Origin of the sequence: Micromonospora peucetia, assembly GCF_900091625.1 — a bacterium.
GTDB lineage: Bacteria > Actinomycetota > Actinomycetes > Mycobacteriales > Micromonosporaceae > Micromonospora > Micromonospora peucetia.
Genome location: NZ_FMIC01000002.1, coordinates 4,569,335 through 4,586,103, shown reverse-complemented (window position 1 = coordinate 4,586,103; position 16,769 = coordinate 4,569,335). Strand labels below are relative to the sequence as shown.

General features: G+C 72.4%; 9 protein-coding genes and 1 pseudogene. 9 read left to right on the top strand and 1 reads right to left on the bottom strand.

Annotated elements, in window-relative coordinates; all coding sequences use genetic code 11:
* Positions 1 to 13 precede the first annotated feature (13 nt).
* Positions 14 to 1,018, bottom strand: coding sequence for a TauD/TfdA family dioxygenase (locus GA0070608_RS21175; RefSeq protein WP_091630287.1), 1,005 nt, complete (start codon positions 1,016 to 1,018; stop codon positions 14 to 16).
* A 218-nt stretch (positions 1,019 to 1,236) separates the two neighbouring features.
* Between GA0070608_RS21175 and GA0070608_RS21170 the strand changes: the two genes are divergently transcribed.
* From GA0070608_RS21170 to GA0070608_RS21135, 9 genes and pseudogenes are all read left to right on the top strand, one after another.
* Positions 1,237 to 1,455 carry an MbtH family protein gene (locus tag GA0070608_RS21170; protein WP_091630286.1) on the top strand — a complete coding sequence of 73 codons (219 nt, stop codon included), beginning with the start codon at positions 1,237 to 1,239 and terminating at the stop codon, positions 1,453 to 1,455.
* A 20-nt stretch (positions 1,456 to 1,475) separates the two neighbouring features.
* Positions 1,476 to 3,053: pseudogene (locus GA0070608_RS21165) on the top strand (non-ribosomal peptide synthetase); the annotation flags it as partial.
* Between the two features lie 6 nt (positions 3,054 to 3,059).
* Entirely contained in the window at positions 3,060 to 3,359 is a 300-nt protein-coding gene (locus GA0070608_RS34360) for a phosphopantetheine-binding protein (RefSeq protein ID WP_425413255.1), read from the top strand.
* Entirely contained in the window at positions 3,356 to 9,814 is a 6,459-nt protein-coding gene (locus GA0070608_RS21160; RefSeq protein ID WP_091630285.1) for a non-ribosomal peptide synthetase, read from the top strand. The genes GA0070608_RS34360 and GA0070608_RS21160 overlap by 4 nt, the downstream gene beginning before the upstream one ends.
* Positions 9,815 to 9,860: 46 nt before the next feature.
* The gene (locus GA0070608_RS21155; RefSeq protein ID WP_091630284.1) at positions 9,861 to 11,138 is read left to right on the top strand and encodes an MFS transporter; all 1,278 of its coding nucleotides are present in this window, start codon (positions 9,861 to 9,863) and stop codon (positions 11,136 to 11,138) included.
* Between the two features lie 2 nt (positions 11,139 to 11,140).
* Positions 11,141 to 11,596: an aspartate 1-decarboxylase gene (gene panD, locus GA0070608_RS21150; RefSeq protein WP_091630283.1), complete on the top strand. Its 456-nt coding sequence runs from the start codon at positions 11,141 to 11,143 to the stop codon at positions 11,594 to 11,596.
* The gene (gene sbnA / locus GA0070608_RS21145) at positions 11,583 to 12,599 is read left to right on the top strand and encodes a 2,3-diaminopropionate biosynthesis protein SbnA (protein WP_091630282.1); all 1,017 of its coding nucleotides are present in this window, start codon (positions 11,583 to 11,585) and stop codon (positions 12,597 to 12,599) included. The genes panD and sbnA overlap by 14 nt, the downstream gene beginning before the upstream one ends.
* Complete coding sequence (gene sbnB, locus GA0070608_RS21140) at positions 12,593 to 13,594, top strand: 2,3-diaminopropionate biosynthesis protein SbnB (RefSeq protein ID WP_091630281.1); 1,002 nt, start codon at positions 12,593 to 12,595, stop codon at positions 13,592 to 13,594. The genes sbnA and sbnB overlap by 7 nt, the downstream gene beginning before the upstream one ends.
* Positions 13,584 to 16,760: a non-ribosomal peptide synthetase gene (locus tag GA0070608_RS21135; protein ID WP_091630280.1), complete on the top strand. Its 3,177-nt coding sequence runs from the start codon at positions 13,584 to 13,586 to the stop codon at positions 16,758 to 16,760. The genes sbnB and GA0070608_RS21135 overlap by 11 nt, the downstream gene beginning before the upstream one ends.
* Positions 16,761 to 16,769 lie beyond the last annotated feature (9 nt).

Here is a 16,769-nt window from a genome sequence, read left to right as displayed (position 1 = left end):
ACACCGACGATGGTCAGCCCGGGGCGGTACCGGCCGCCGCGAGCGCCGCGCTGTACGGCTCGGCCATCGCCACGGCGATCCTCCGGTCGCCGGTGAACGCTTCCCGGGCATGCGCGGCGAGCATGTTGTCCACCACCAGGACGTCGTCGCGCTGCCAGTCGAAGCGCCGCTGGGCCCTGCGGTAGCAGTCCCGCAGGTGCGCCACCACGTCGTCCGGGATCCGCCCGCCGTCGCCGTAGTAGGTGTTGGTGGGCAGCTCGGTCTCGTCGAACAGTTCCCGCAGCCCGGCGCAGACCTCCTCGGCCAGCGTGGTCACGTGGAAGAAGGTCACGTGGTTGAACCAGAGCAGCTCACCGGTCCCCGGGTGCCGGTGCACGGCATCGCGTCGGGCACGGGTGCACAGCCCCGAGCCGGTCCACTCCACCTCGATGCCGCTACGGGCGCAGTAGCGCGACACCTCGTCCCGGTCGTCGGTGTTGAACGCCTGCTGCCAGGGCACGCCGAAGCCCTCGTGGAAGTTACGCACCACCAGCCAGCCCCGGGCGATGAACTCGGCACGCACCGCCGGGTCGATGGACTGGCGCACCAGGCGGGTGTCGGCGAGCGGGGTGGCACCCATGGTGGCCGGCGTCCGCAGGCAGTAGAAGTACAACGCCATGGGCCAGTCGGCCTGGTAGGAGTTCTCGTTGTGCAGGAATATCTCCTCGGCCGACGGAAAGTCCGTCGAGGTGTAGACCCGCCCCTGGATGGTGCTGCGGGGCGACGAACGCTCGGCGTAGCCCAACGGCTCCCCGGAGAGCACCCGGACCACCCCCTCGAAGCCGTCCACCCCGCCGATGTCGAACCCGCGCAGCAGGACGGCCCCGTGCTCACGCAACCGGGCCCGGATCGTGGCCCGGCCGGCGGCCAGCAGCCCGCCGATCGGTTCCCCCGGCGTACCGGCGGTAAGGACGAACGGAAGCGGTTTCTCGGCCGGACCGCGCGGCAGCGGCGGCACCGTCATCCGGGGCGTACTCATCGCTTCTCCTGTCGGCCTCTGGGCTGCCGGTCACGCGGCACGGCTCAGCCTCTCCGCTGGGGCACAGGTCAGAAAGAGAATCCCCGGCAAGGCTCGTACGCGTTTTTCTGCCGGTTCTTCTCTACGTCCGGCGATCGGCGTCCCGGCAGGGTTTGACCGGCAGTGCGGCCAGTGTCGTGTCGTACGACACGGCTGCCCTTTCCGAAGGAGGAGCCGGCATGTCCGACGAGAACACCGATGAGCGCGCGTACCGGGTCGTGGTGAACGACGAGGAGCAGTACTCGATCTGGCTGGGTGACCGGGAGTTGCCGCTGGGGTGGCGCGCGGAGGGCACCGAGGGCACCCGCGAGGAGTGCTTGAAGCGGATCGACGAGGTGTGGACCGACATGCGCCCGCTCAGCCTGCGCCGGCGTATGGAGCAGGCGGCGGGCCGGTAGTCGTGACCGCCATGGCGAAGCTGACCGCGCCCGACGGGCACCGGGTCCCGACACAGTGGAACGACACCGAGGTCGGGTACCCGACCGACCCGTGCCTGCACGAGCTGGTCGAGGAGCAGGTACGGCGTACCCCGGACGCGATCGCCGTGGTGTCCGACGAGCGGACCGTCCGCTACGCCGAACTGGACCGCGAGGCCAACCGGCTCGCCCACCGGCTGCGGGCGGCCGGGGTGGGTGCGGAGTCGGTGGTGGGAGTGTGCCTGCACCGGGGGGTCGACCTGGTGGTGGCGCTGCTGGGGGTGCTCAAGGCGGGCGGCGCCTACCTGCCGGTGGACCCGGACCAGCCGGCGGACCGGATCCGCTACCTGCTCACCGACTCGAAGGCGACGACCGTCCTCACCGGCCCGGGGGTCGACCACGAGCCCCTGGCCGCCGCCACCGGCACCCCGATCCGGGTCGACGACGACCACCGGGGGCTGCCGGACGGCGACCTGGAGCCGGTCGTCGGTCCGGCCAACGCCGCCTACGTCATCTACACCTCCGGCTCCACCGGCCGCCCGAAGGGCGTGGTCGTGGAGCACCGGTCGATCGTCAACCGGGTGCGCTGGATGCCGGACGCCCGGGGTGCCGAGAGCGGCGTGGTGTTCCAGAAGACGCCGTTCGGCTTCGACGTCTCGGTGTGTGAGCTCTTCTCCCCGCTGACCACCGGGGCGACCCTGGTGATGGCCCGTCCGGGCGGGCACCGCGATCCGGCGTACCTGGCCCGGGCGGTGGCCGAACGGCAGGTCACCTCGATCCGGTTCGTGCCGTCGATGCTGCGCGCCTTCCTGGAGGTGCTGCCCCCCGGCCGGACCAGTCTGCCGTCGATCCGGCAGGTGCTGTGCAGCGGCGAGGCGCTCCCCGCGGATTTGGTGGCCGCGGCGCACGATCGGCTCGACTGCGAGGTGTTCAACCTGTACGGACCGACCGAGGCGACGGTCGAGGTGACCAGCGCCCGCTGCCTACCCGGCGAGGCGGTGACCATCGGCCGGCCGGCGGCCAACACCCGCACGTACGTCGTGGACGGCGAGCTGCGGCCGGTGTCGGTCGGTGAGCCCGGGGAACTGCTGCTCGCCGGCATCCAGCTTGCCCGGGGCTACCTCGGCCGGCCGGGCCTGACCGCGACCAGCTTCGTCCCCGACCCGTTCGCCGACCGGCCCGGACAACGTATGTACCGCACCGGCGACCAGGCCCGGTACCGGCCGGACGGCAGCATCGAGTACCTGGGCCGGCGGGACCACCAGGTGAAGATCAGGGGCTTCCGGATCGAACTGGGCGAGATCGAGTCGGTACTCGGCCAGCACCCCGCCGTCCGCGCCGCCGTGGTGGACGTGCGCCACGGCGCAGTCGGCGGCCCGCAGCTCGTCGGATACCTGCTGCCGGCCGGCCCGGAGCCGGCCGACCACCGGGCGGTTCGCGCGTACCTGGCCGAGCAGGTCCCGGAGCACATGGTCCCGCAGAGCTGGGTGACCCTCGACGACCTTCCCCTGACCGGCAGCGGAAAGATCGACCGGCGGCGGTTGCCGCAGCCCGCCCCGGCCGGGTCGGTGACCGACGGAGCGGCGATGGCACCGCGTACCCCCACCGAACAGGCCGTTGCCGAGGTGTGGACCGAGGTGCTGGGCGTCGACCGCTGCGGGATACACGACGACTTCTTCGACCTCGGCGGTCACTCCCTGCTGGCCACCCAGGTCATCGCGTTGCTGCACGAACGGTTCCCGGTCGACCTGCCGGTCAGTGCGGTCTTCGAGGCACCGACCGTGGCAGAGCTGGCGACGGTGCTCCAACGGGCCGTCGAGGAACGGGTGGCCGGGATGTCCGAGTCCGAACTGGAGACGATGTTGGCGCAGGTGGGCAGGAAGTGAAGATTCCCGAGGACGCGACCTCGACCGACGTACGCCGTCGGGCGCTGACGGAGGCGCTGCTGGCCGGACGGGCCCCGGACCGGTCGCTCACCCCGAGCCCGCCGCAACGGCCGGCCGGTCCGCTGCCGCTGTCCTATCCGCAGCAGGGGGTGTGGCTACTCGACCAGATCCGGCCCGGCGGCGCGGAGTACGTCGTGCCGTTCAGCTGGCGGTTGACCGGCCCGCTGAACCCGGTGGCGCTACGCGTCGCCTGGCGGGAGGTGGTCCGCCGGCACGAGGTGCTGCGGACCCGCTACCAGGTCGTGGACGGCCAGCCGTGTCAGGTGGTCGGCCCGGCCGAGCCGGTCGAGCTGCCCGTCGTCGACCTGACCGGGTGCGTCCCGTCGAAGCGGCGGGACCGGTTGGACTCGCTGATCCGAGACGAGGCGAACACTCCGTTCGACCTGGGTCGGGACGCACCGCTGCGGGTCCGGCTGGTCCGGCTCGCCGAGGACGAGCACGTCCTGGTGCTGGTCGCCCACCACATCGCGTTCGACGGCTGGTCGGTCGGCGTACTGGCCCGGGAGCTCGGCGCGCTCTACCCGGCACTGGTCGCCGGCGAGCCGACCCCGCTCACCCCGCTGCCGATCCAGTACGCGGACTTCGCGGTGCGGCAGCGGGACCGGGCGGCCGGCCTGACCGGGCAGCTCGACCACTGGCGCGACCGGCTGGCCGGTCTCGTGCCGCTGGTGCTGCCGACCGACCGGCCCCGCCCGCCGGTGCAGGACCCCCGGGGCGCGACGCTGCCGTTCACCGTGCCGGCCGACCTCGGTCGCACCCTCGCCTCGATCGGGCGGCAGCACCGGGCGACCCCGTTCATGGTGCTGCTGGCCGTGTTCCAGATCCTGCTGGCCCGGCACACCGGGCAGACCGACATCGCGGTGGGCACCCCGGTCGCCGGGCGTACCCGCCCCGAGGTCCAGGACCTGATCGGGTACTTCGTCAACACGTTGGTGCTGCGGACCGACCTGTCCGGCGAGCCGACCTTCGTCGAGGTGCTGGCCCGGGTCCGGGAGGCGGTGCTGGACGCGCAGTCCCACCAGGACGTGCCGTTCGAACGGATCGTGGACGCGTTGTCCCCGGAGCGGGACCTGTCCCGCAACCCGCTGTTCCAGACCATGTTCGTGATGCAGAACGCCACGGCGGCCGACTTCGCCGGGGCGGGGCTGCACGCGCGGCAGGTCCCGACGCTCTGGCACACCGCCAAGTTCGATCTGACCATGCAGATGACCGAGGAGGCGGACGGGTCCTTCTCCACGGTGGTCGAGTACGCGACGGCGTTGTTCGACGGCGCGACCGTCGAGCGGTTGGCCGGGCACTACCAGCGGTTGTTGACCGCGGTCGTCACCGACCCGGACACCCCGGTCACCCGGCTGCCCATGCTCACCGACACCGAAACGGCCCAACTCACGGCCTGGAACGACACCGCCGTCGACCACCCCCACCACACCCTGCTGCACCAGCTGATCGAGGCACAGGCGGACCGCACTCCCGACGCGGTCGCCGTGATCGACGACCACCACGAGCTGACCTACGCCCAACTCGACGCCCGCGCCAACCAACTCGCCCACCGGCTGATCGCCCTCGGCGCCGGCCCCGAGCGGATCGTCGCCGTCAGCGCGCAACGCCGCGTCGCCCTCGCCGTGGCCCTCGTCGCCGTACTCAAGACCGGCGCCGCCTACCTCCCACTCGACCCCACCCACCCGGTCGACCGGCTCCGCTGGATGCTCACCGACACCGGCAACCCCGTCACCCTGGTCGACACCCCCGACCAGCACGACTGGCACCCCGGCCCACGGGTCCACCTCGACGACCCCACCCTCGCCGACGAACCCACCGGGCGCCCCGACGTCACCACCGACGACCGTAACCCCGCATACCTGATCTACACCTCGGGCTCCACCGGCCGCCCCAAGGGCGTCCTCATCGACCACCGCGCCATCGTCAACCGGCTCCGCTGGATGCAGGACGCCTACCGCCTCGACCGCACCGACCGGATCCTGCAGAAGACCCCGCACACCTTCGACGTCAGCGTCTGGGAGTTCTTCTGGCCGCTGACCGCCGGCGCCACCCTCGTCATGGCCCGCCCCGACGGGCACCGCGACCCCACCTACCTCGCCGAGACCATCAACCGGCGGCACATCACCACGATCCACTTCGTCCCCTCGATGCTGCGCGCCTTCACCACCTACCTCACCACCACCCGCACCACGCTCCCGTACCTCCGACGCGTCGTCTGCTCCGGCGAAGCCCTCCCCGACGACCTCGCCACCACCGTGCACACCCACCTCGACGTCGAGCTGCACAACCTCTACGGACCCACCGAGGCCGCCGTCGACGTCACCGCCACCCGCGTCCACCCCCACCAGAGCGTCACCATCGGCACTCCCATCGCCAACACCGGCGCCCACATCCACGACCCCTGGAACAACCCGGTCCCCGTCGGCGTCCCCGGAGAACTCCTCCTCACCGGCGTCCAGCTCGCCCGCGGCTACCACCGCCGCCCCGCTCTCACCGCCGAACGCTTCACCCCCGTCGACCACGGCCAACGCGCCTACCGCACCGGCGACCAGGCCCGCTGGCGCCCGGACGGCAGCATCGAGTACCTCGGCCGCCTCGACCACCAGGTCAAGATCCGCGGCAACCGGATCGAACTGGGCGAGATCGAAACCACCCTCGCCAGCCACCACACCGTCCAGGCCGCCGTCGTCCAACCCCACGGACCCGGCGACGACCAGCAACTCGCCGCCTACCTCATCGCCGCCGACGGCCACCCCGTCGACGCCGGCACCCTGCGCACCCACCTGCGCACGCAGCTACCCGAGTACATGGTCCCCACCCACTGGACCACACTCACCGAACTCCCCCTCACCAGCAACGGGAAGATCGACCGAACCGCGCTCCCCCCACCCCACACCCACGCCGCGCGGACCGCCGACCACACCCCGCCCCACACCCCCACCCAGCACCTCATCGCCACCGCCTACACCCACGCCCTCACCGGGCACGGCCGACCGATCAGCATCCACGACCGCTTCTTCGACATCGGCGGCGACAGCATCCGGGCCATCCGGGTCGTCGGAAACCTCCGCGACCAGGGGCTCGACCTCACCGTCACAGACCTCTTCCGATACCGGACGGTCGCCGAACTCGCCGAGGCCGTCGACGCCCGGGAGTGCGGGCTGCCGGCCGAGGCCACCCGCCTGGTGGACCGGTTCGCGCTGATCTGCGCGGAGGACCGGGCCCGCCTGCCCGAGGGCGTCGTCGACGCGTACCCGCTGTCGATGGTGCAGGCCGGCATGGCGTACGAGATGCTCGCCGATCCGACCGGCGACCTCTACCTGAACAGTCTCTGCTACCCGATCGAGGGCGACGCGTTCTCGCTGCCCGCCCTGCACGCCGCAGCCCAGTCGCTCGCCGTCCGGCACGAGATCCTGCGGGCCTCGATCGACCTGACCGGGTACCACGAGCCGCTCCAGCTGATCCACCCGAGCGCCGGGATCCGGGTCGGCCACACCGACCTGCGGGGCGTACCGGTCGCCGAGCAGGAGACCACGGTGGCCCGGCTGGTCGCCGAGGAGCGGCGGGACCGGTTCGACCTGGGTACGCCGTCACTGCTGCGGCTGCACGCCTACCAGTTGGCCGACGACCGCTGGCGGCTGCTGGTCAGCTACAGCCACGCCATCCTGGACGGCTGGAGCCAGAACTCGCTGGTCCCGGAGCTGCTGGCGTACTACCGCCGGATCCGGGACGGGCAGGATCCGCAGCCCGCCCCGATTCCGGCCGTCCGGTTCGCCGACGCGGTGGCGCTCGAGCGGCGGGCGGTGGCCGCCGGGGTGGACCGGGAGTTCTGGGCGTCCCGGGTACTGACCCATGAGCGGCTCAGCATCCCGGCGGCATGGGCGGGTGAGGATGCCCGGTACCGGGCGGTGCGGTTGCCCTTCGCCGACCTGATGCCGGGCCTGCGGGAGTTGGCCCGGACGGCGGACGTACCGCTGAAGAGCCTGCTGTTCACCGCGCACCTGACCGCGCTGGGCATCGTGACCGGGCAACGGCGCTTCCACAGCGGGCTGGTCTGCAACGGGCGGCCCGAGCTGACCGACGGCGACCAGGTGCGGGGGATGTTCCTCAACACCGTGCCGTTCGCGGTGGAGCTGACCGCACCGAGCTGGGCCGAGCAGGCCCGCCTGGTCTTCGCCGGGGAGGTCGCGCTCTGGCCGCACCGGCACTATCCGCTGCCGGCGATGCAACGCGAGTGGGGCAACCAGAAGCCGCTGGTGGACGTCTTCTTCAACTACACCGACATGCACGTGCTCGACCTGGACGGCATCGACCGGTCGGCGATCACCGACACCACCCCGAACGAGTTCGGCCTCTCGGTGTCCAGCGAGCCCGGTCAGCTGATCATCGAGGCCGGCACCGACCGGATCTCCGACGGCTACCTGGACCTGATCGCCCGGACCTGCCGGCGGGTGTTGGAGGCGATGGTCGCCGACCCGGCGGGTGACCCGCGCCGGTGCGGCCTGCCGGAGGCCGACCGGCACATCCTGCTCGACCTCGGCGCCGGCGGACCACTGTCGGTCCCGGATCAGACGCTGCCCGAACTGGTCGCCCGGCAGGCCGCGGCCACCCCGGACGCGGACGCGGTGGTCTGCGGCGACGACGTGCTCAGCTACGCCGAGCTGGACCGCCGGACCAACCGCCTCGCCCGCCACCTGCGGGAGCTGGGCGTCGGGCCGGGGGCGCTGGTCGGAGTGCACCTGAACCGGAGCGCGGACCTGGTCGTGGCGTTCCTCGCGGTGCTGGCCACCGGGGGCGCGTACCTGCCGCTGGACCCTGACCACCCGGCACAGCGGACCGCCTTCATGCTGGCCGACGCCGGTGCGCAGGTGATGGTGACCGAGACCGCGCTGGCCGGACGGCTGGACACCGCCGGAGTTCGGACGGTGCTGCTGGACGCCGAGCACGCGACGATCGCCGCCCGTCCGGCACAGCGGCTGGCCGGACGGCCGACCGTCGACGACCTGGCATACGTCATCTACACCTCGGGTTCGACCGGCACCCCGAAGGGGGTGATGATCAGCCACCGGGGGCTGAGCAACTTCCTCGCCGCGATGCGGCACCGGCCGGGCCTGCCGGCGGGGGCCACCGTGGTCGGTCTGACCACCGTGTCGTTCGACCCCTCGGTGCTGGAGCTGTACCTGCCGCTGCTGGTCGGCGGCCGGGTGGTGCTGGCCGACGCGGAGCAGACCCGGGACCCGCAGCGAATGGCCGAGCTGATCCACGCCGCCGGACCGGCGATACTCCAGGCCACTCCGGTGACGTACCGGATGCTGCTGGACTCCGGCTGGTCCGCACCGGCCGGTGCGACCGTCCTCTGCGGCGGTGAGAAGCTGCCGACCGAACTGGCGGTCCGGCTCGCCTCGACCGGGGCCACCGTGTGGGACATCTACGGGCCGACCGAGACCACGGTCTGGTCCACCACGAGCCGGTTGGCTCCGAACGGCCGGCCCGTCGACTTCGGCATGGCCCCGAACGCCGGGCTCTACCTCCTGGACGAGCGGCTGGAGCCGGTGCCGGTCGGCGTCCCCGGTGAGATCCACATCGGCGGGGACGGGGTGGCCTGGGGCTACCGCGCCCGGCCCGCGCTCACCGCGGAGAAGTTCGTTCCCGACCCGCACGCCGCGGTGCCGGGTGCCCGCATGTACCGCACCGGTGACCTGGCCCGCTGGCATGCCGACGGGCACCTGGAGATCCTCGGCCGGGTCGACCATCAGGTGAAGATCCGGGGGCACCGGATCGAACCGGCCGAGATCGAGGCGGCGCTGCTGGCCCACGACCACGTCCGGGCCGCCGTGGTGCACCCGCAGCGGTTCGGCGGGGAGCAGGAGCTGGTCGCGTACCTGGTCGGCGGGGAGCGGCACCCGGTACCGACCGGTGAGCAGCTCCGCGAGTTCCTGCTCCGTACCCTGCCGGACCACATGTGCCCGGCCGCCTACGTACCGCTGGATGCCTTTCCGCTCACCCCGACCGGCAAGGTCGACCGGAACGCCCTGCCGGTGCCGCAGCCCGGTGCCGGCGGACGGAGGGAACCCGTGCGGGTGGCGCCGCGGACCGCCGACGAGCGGACGGTCGCGCAGGTGTGGGGCGAGGTGCTCGGCACCGACGAGGTGGGGGTGCACGAGAACTTCTTCCAGGTTGGCGGGCACTCGCTGCTGGCCACCCGGGTCACGGTCCGGCTGCGTACCCTGCTCCGCGTCGACGTGCCGGTCCGGGCCCTGTTCGACCACCCCACCGTTGCCCGGCTGGTCGGGGCGCTGCCCGGCTACCCGAAGCTGGACGACCGGCCGGCGGTCCCCGGGCTGACCGCCCGCAACCGGCTGGCCGAGATCGCCGCCCGCCGGGGTGCCCGGTGACCCCGCGTGGGGGCCCCGCTGGTCACCGCCGGACCGGTGGTGACCGGTGAGCCGGGTCGACGATCCGGTCGTCGGGACGCAGATTCCGCCGCTGCACCGCAACCGGGACTTCCTGCTGCTGTGGAGTGGGTCGGCGGCCTCCATGCTCGGCTCGACCGCGTCGCTGGTGGCGTACCCGCTGCTGGTGCTGGCGCTGACCGGCTCGCCGGGCGCCGCCGGGCTGGCCGGTTTCGTGTCGCTGCTGCCGACGCTGCTGTTCCAGCTGCCGGCCGGGGCGCTGGTGGACCGGTGGGACCGCAGGCGGGTGATGATCTGGTGCGACGTACTGCGGGCGCTGGGGGTGGGCAGCATCGTGGCGGCGATCGCCGTCGACGAGCTGCACCTGTGGCACGTGCTGGCCGTCGGTCTCGTCGAGGGGACGTTGTCGGTCGGGTACGAGCTGGCGGCCGGCGCCGCGATCCCGAACCTGGTGCACCCGAGTCAGGTGACCACCGCGCTGTCCCGCAACGAGGCCCGCGAGCGGGCCGCGGTGATGGCCGGTACCCCGCTCGGCGGCGTGCTGTTCGGCTTGGGGCGGATCTGGCCGTTCGTGCTGGACACGGTCTCGTACCTGGTGTCCCTGCTGACGTTGCTGTTCATCCGCCGCGACCTCCAGGCCGCACCGGGCAGCGCTACCGTCGCCGGACCCGCGACCGGGAGGATGGCCGCCGAACTCACCCAGGGGCTGCGTTGGTTGTGGGGGCAGCCGTTCCTGCGGACGGCCACCCTGCTGGTCGCCGGCAGCAACCTGCTGTTCCGCGTCCTGTTCCTGATCATCATCGTGGCGTTCGAGTCCGCCGGAGCGGCCCCGGCGGCCATCGGCGTGCTGCTCGGTGTGGCCGGCACCAGCGGGGTGCTCGGTTCGCTGGTGGCGACCTGGTGTGCCGGACGGTTCCCGATGCGCACGATCGTCGTCGCCGCGAACTGGGTGTGGGCACTGATGACCTGCGTCATCGCGGTCACCGACGACCGCTACCTGATCGGTGCCGCGTACGCCCTGATGTGGTTCGTGGGGCCGATCTGGAACGTGGCGGTCGCCGGGTACCAGATGGCCCTCACCCCCGACCATATCCAGGGCCGGGTGCTCAGCGCGGTCAGCCTGCTGGCCAACGGCGCGGTCGCGCTCGGTTCCCTGGCCGGGGGCTACCTGCTGGAGTCGCTCGGGCCGACCCGCGCCGCGTGGTCGATGGCCGTCTGGATGGTCCTGCTCGCCGCCCTGGCGACGCTGAGCCGCTCGGTACGTCGAGCGCGCTTTCTGCCGATTGAGCATCCAAGGAGGAGCTGAAGGTGTTGCGCACCATACTCAAATCGAAGATCCACCGCGCGGTGGTCACCCAGGCCGACCTGCACTACGTCGGCTCGCTGACCATCGACGAGGATCTGATGGACGCCGCCGACCTGATCGCCGGCGAACAGGTGCACGTGGTGGACATCAACAACGGTGCCCGCCTGGAGACGTACGCCATCGCCGGGGAGCGCGGCAGCGGGGTCATCGGGATCAACGGGGCCGCGGCCCGGCTGATCCACCCCGGCGACCTGGTCATCATCATCAGCTACGCGGCGATGGCCGACCCGGAGGCCAAGGGGTACTCGCCCCGGGTGGTGATGGTGGACGAGGCCAACCGGATGCTCGGCACCACCGACGACCCGGCCGAGGCGATCCCCGGCACCGCGACCGTTCCCGGTCGCACCCTGCGATCCGCTGCGGCTCCCCGTAGCGGGAGCGAACATGCGGGCCGGTGAGACCGACGTCGGCGGGGTGCTGAACACGATCGGCGGCTCCCCACTGGTCCGGCTGGACAAGCTCATGCCGGACGCCCCGTTCACCCTGTGGGCGAAGTTGGAGGCGCACAACCCGGGCGGCAGCATCAAGGACCGCTCGGCGTTGGGCATGCTGATCGGCCGGCTCCGGGCCGGGGAACTGCGACCCGGCCGGTCGGTGGTGGTCGAGTCCAGTTCGGGCAACCTGGGCATCGGGCTGGCCCAGGTGTGCCGCTACTTCGGAATCCGGTTCATCTGTGTGGTGGACCCCCGGACGAACGCGCAGAACATCGCGGTCATGCGCGCGTTCGACGCCGAGGTGGAGGTGGTGACCCGCACCGACCCGGCCACGGGCGAGTACCTGCCGCAGCGGATCCGCCGGGTCCAGGAGCTGGTCGCGACCATCCCGAACGCCTGGTGGCCGGACCAGTACGCCAACCCGCTGAACCCGCTCGCCCACGAGACGACCATGCGGGAGATCGTCGAGGGGGTGCCCACCCCGCTGGACTTCCTGTTCTGCGCGACCAGTTCCTGCGGCACGCTGCGCGGCTGTGCCGACTACGCGCGCCGGCACGAGCTGGCGCTCACCATGGTCGCGGTGGACGCCGCGGGCAGCGCGATCTTCGGTGACCACACCCCGCGCAAGCGGCTCATCCCGGGCCACGGCGCGGCGGTACGGCCGAAGCTCTACCGGGACGGCCTGGCCGACAAGGTGGTGCACGTCAGCGACCTGGACTGCGTGGCCGGCTGCCGCCGGCTGGCCCGCCGGGAGGCCGTCCTCGCCGGTGGTTCGTCCGGCGCGGTGGTGGCCGCCGTGGAGCAGCTACGCGACCTGATTCCGGCCGGTGCGACCTGCGCGCTGATCTTCCCGGACCGAGGTGAGCGCTACCTGAACACGATCTACGACGACGACTGGGTGACCACGCACTTCGGCGACGTCACCCACCTGTGGAGGGAACGGACCATGGACGGGGCGCCATGTTGATCGTCTCCGCCGGCGAGGTCCGGCAGATCCTGTCCGACCAGGAGGACAACGTCCTGGACGCGGTCCGCCGCGCCTACGTCCTGCACGCGCAGGGGCGTACCGTGCTGCCGCACTCGGTGTTCCTGCGGTTCCCGGAGGACGCCCGCAACCGGATCATCGGACTGCCCGCCTACCTGGGCGACGACACCCCGGTCGCCGGCATGAAGTGGATCTCGTCGTTCCCCGGCAACCTCGACCGCGGGCTGGCCCGCGCCTCCGCCGCGATCGTCGTGAACTCGATGGCGGACGGTCACCCGGTCGCACTGGTCGAGGGTTCCACGATCTCGGCCCGGCGGACGGCCGCCAGCGCCGCCCTGGCCGCCAGGGCCCTCGCCCCGCCGGCCGGCGGGGTCTCCCTGGTCGGCTGCGGCGTGATCAACTTCGAGGTGCTGCGATTCCTCCGCACGGCACTGCCCGGTCTGGCCGAGGTGACCGTCTTCGACCTGGACGCCGGGCGGGCCGCCGCATTCGCCCGGCGCTGCGCACGGTGGGACCTGAAGGTGAGCGTCGCCGGCGGCGTCGAGGAGGCGCTCGGCGCCCACCCGCTGGTCTGCCTGGCCACGACGGCGGGCGTACCGCACCTGGGGCTGGCGCGCTGCCGGCCGGGGGCACTCGTGCTGCACCTGTCGCTCCGGGACATCTTCCCGGCGGACATCCTCGCCGCGGTCAACGTGGTCGACGACGCCGACCACGTCTGCCGGGCGGCCACCTCGCTGCACCTGGCGGAGCAGGAGACCGGCAACCGGGACTTCATCGCCGCCGACATCGGCGAGATCCTGGGCGGGGGCGGCTGGCGGCACGACCCGGAAGGGGTCACCGTCTACTCGCCGTTCGGCCTGGGCGTGCTCGACCTCGCCGTGGCCGAGCTGGTGCGGCGGACCGCGCAACGCGACGGCATCGGCATCTGGCTGCCGGACTTCCTGACCATCGCACCGGAGGACCTGGATGCCGACTGAGCCGAGCATCGCACCGTGGAACGACACGGCCAGGAGATATCCGGGACAGCCGGCCCTGCACGATCTGGTGCACGGGCAGGCGGCGCGCACCCCGGACGCGGTGGCGGTGGTCGCCGAGGGGGAACAGCTCAGCTACGCCGAACTGGTGGGGCGGGCCGACCAGCTCGCCAACCTGCTGGTCTCCCGGGGCATCGGCCCGGAGTCCCGGGTCGGCGTGTACCTGCACCGGGGCGGCGACCTGGTGGTGGCCCTGCTCGGCATCCTCACCGCCGGGGCCGCCTACGTGCCGCTGGACCCGGAGTATCCGGCCCAGCGGATCGCCTTCCTGGTCACCGACGCGGAGCTGGACATCGTGGTGACCGACCCGGATCTACCGTTTCTCGCCGAGCTGGACGGGACCGTCAGCGCCGTGTCGGTGCGCCGGGAAACCACCGGTTGGTCCGCCCGGGCACCACAGGTCACCGTCGACGCGGAACACCCGGCGTACGTCATCTACACCTCCGGGTCCACCGGTCGGCCCAAGGGCGTGGTGATCCCGCACCGGGGAATCGTCAACCGGGTCCGCTGGGGGCTGGACGCGCATCCGCTGGGTCCCGCCGACCGGGTGCTCCAGAAGACCCCGTACAGCTTCGACGTCTCGGTGCCGGAGATCTTCGGCACCCTGGCCGCCGGTGCGCGCCTGGTGATGGCCCGCCCGGGTGGTCACCGCGACCCGGCCTACCTGATCGACACGATCCACCGGTACGGGATCACCGGCATCCACTTCGTACCGTCGATGCTGCGGGCGTTCCTCGCCGAGGTTCGCGATACCGGCGCCCGCTTCCCCACCCTGCGCCGGATCGTCTGCAGCGGCGAGGAGCTCGCCCCGGACCTGGTCACCGAAGCCGACGAACTCATCGGTTGCGAGCTGCTCAACCTCTACGGCCCGACCGAGGCGGCGGTGGAGGTGACCGGATCGCGCTGCCGGCCCGGTGAGCCGGTCAGCATCGGCCACGCGGTGGCGAACACCCGCACCCACATCCTGGACGACCGCGGTGAGCCGGCGGAGGTCGGCGAACTCTGCCTGGCCGGGGTGCAGCTCGCCCGAGGCTACCTCGACCGGCCGGGGCTGACCGCCGAGAGGTTCGTTCCCGACCCGTTCGGCCCGCCCGGCTCCCGGATGTACCGCACCGGGGATCTGGCCCGGCGGCTGCCCGACGGGGCGTTGGACTACCTGGGTCGGATCGACCACCAGGTCAAGATCCGGGGCCATCGGGTCGAGCTCGGCGAGATCGACGCCGCGCTGCGTACCGTGCCTGGGGTGCAGGCCGCCGCCACGGCCGTGCACGCCGAGCAGCTCGTCGGGTACGTGGTGGCCAGCACCGCCCCGGGCGTCCGGGTACTCCGGGCCCACCTCGCCGAACGGCTGCCCGGTTACCTGGTCCCGTCGGTGTTCGTGGCCATACCGGCGTTGCCGGTAAGCCCGAGCGGCAAACTGGACCGGGCGGCCCTGCCCGTGCCCGATGGGCACCGGATCGCCGGCGCAGAGCAGGTCGACCCGCGTACCGACGACGAGCGCCGGCTCGCCGGCATCTGGGCCGAGTTGCTCGGCACCGGGCCGGTCGGGGTGCACGACACCTTCGTCGAGCTGGGCGGCGACTCGCTGGCGGCCACCCGGGTCTGCTCCCGCGTCCGCCGCCTGTGGGGCTGGTCGCTCTCCCCCGCCGACATGCTCACCGGCACCGTGGCCGGACTCGTCACGTCCGGCACCGGGGGTTGCCCGGCGACCGGCGAGGGCGCCGCAGCCGGCGGGACCCCGCCGCCGGGTGCACCGGACGTCGGCGCCGACCGGCCGGCCGGCGGGTCACTCAGCGCCGCCCAGCACCGGATCTGGTTCGCCGACCAGCTCGATCCGGGGTCGACCACCTACACGATGGCCGAGTCCTACCGGCTGCGCGGACCGGTCGACGTCGACGCGCTGCGCGCCGCCCTGGCGGACACGGTACGCCGGCACCCGGCCCTGAGGACCACCTTCCAGGCCCGGCGCGGTGTGCCGTACGCGGAGATCGGGCCGGACGCCCGGGTGCCGATCGAGGTGCGCACCGTGGCCGACCTCACCGAGGCGCAGATGGCCGTCGAACGGCTCGCCGCCGTGCCGTTCCCGCTCGCCGAGGGGCCGCTGCTACGGGTCGCCCTGCTGCGGCTGGCCCCCGAGGAACACGTCCTGGCCGCCGCCATCCACCACATCATCGCGGACGACTGGTCGATGGACGTGCTGTGGCGCGACCTCTGCCAGGCGTACACGCGGCGTCGGCAGGGCCAGGCGGGGGCCGTCGACCCGCTGCCGCCGGCCCTCCTCCCGCCGACCGGCCCGGCCGACCTGGACTACTGGAGTCGCCACCTCGCCGGTGCGCCGCCCACCCTGGACCTCCCGACCGACCTGCCCCGACCGACGCGGCTGCGGCAGACCGGGGCCACCGTCCGGTTCGGTCTGCCGGCGGAGACCACCGCCGCGGTGCGGGCCCTGGCCCGCACCACCGGCTCGACCCCGTTCATGGTCCTGCTCACCGCGTTCACCGTACTGATCGGACAGCTCGCCGGCCGCGACGACCTGGTGATCGGCACGTTCACCGGAAATCGCGGCACGGAGGAGGCCGAGAACGGGATCGGGATGTTCGTCAACACTCTCGCCCTGCGGGTGCCCTGTCCGTCCGAGGTGGCCTTCACCGACCTGCTGTTCCAGGTGCGGAACGTGGCGCTGGCCGGGTACCGGCACCAGGGAGTCCCGTTCGACCGGCTGGTGACGGCGCTGCGTCCGAAGCGCGACCTGAGCCGTAACCCGGTGGCCCAGGTCGCCTTCCAACTTCTCGGTGACCTGACCGGTCGGCTCCGGCTCCCCGGGGTCACCGCCGAGCCGTTCCGGCACGGCCAGGGCGGTTCCCCCTTCGACCTGCTGCTCACCGTGCGGGAGGAAGGGACCCGGCTGACCGGGTGGCTGCAATATCAGAGCGAACTGTTCACCGCCGACCGGGCGGATTCGTTCGCCGACAGCTTCACCGGAATCCTCACCTCGGCGGTGCACCATCCCGAACAGGCGGTCGGGCGGTTGGCCCGGCAGTGGGTCATGGATTCCGGGGTGAGAAATGCGGGGGCGTCGGCCGGCAATCTGGGTGCAGCGGCCCGATGAGGAGGCGGC

Bases quoted from the DNA above. Each gene is read 5' to 3' on its own strand.
- GA0070608_RS21175 (WP_091630287.1), bottom strand. From the start codon at position 1,018: ATGAGTACGCCCCGGATGACGGTGCCGCCGCTGCCGCGCGGTCCGGCC.
- GA0070608_RS21170 (WP_091630286.1), top strand. From the start codon at position 1,237: ATGTCCGACGAGAACACCGATGAGCGCGCGTACCGGGTCGTGGTGAAC.
- GA0070608_RS34360 (WP_425413255.1), top strand. From the start codon at position 3,060: ATGGCACCGCGTACCCCCACCGAACAGGCCGTTGCCGAGGTGTGGACC.
- sbnA (WP_091630282.1), top strand. From the start codon at position 11,583: ATGCGGGCCGGTGAGACCGACGTCGGCGGGGTGCTGAACACGATCGGC.
- sbnB (WP_091630281.1), top strand. From the start codon at position 12,593: ATGTTGATCGTCTCCGCCGGCGAGGTCCGGCAGATCCTGTCCGACCAG.
- GA0070608_RS21135 (WP_091630280.1), top strand. From the start codon at position 13,584: ATGCCGACTGAGCCGAGCATCGCACCGTGGAACGACACGGCCAGGAGA.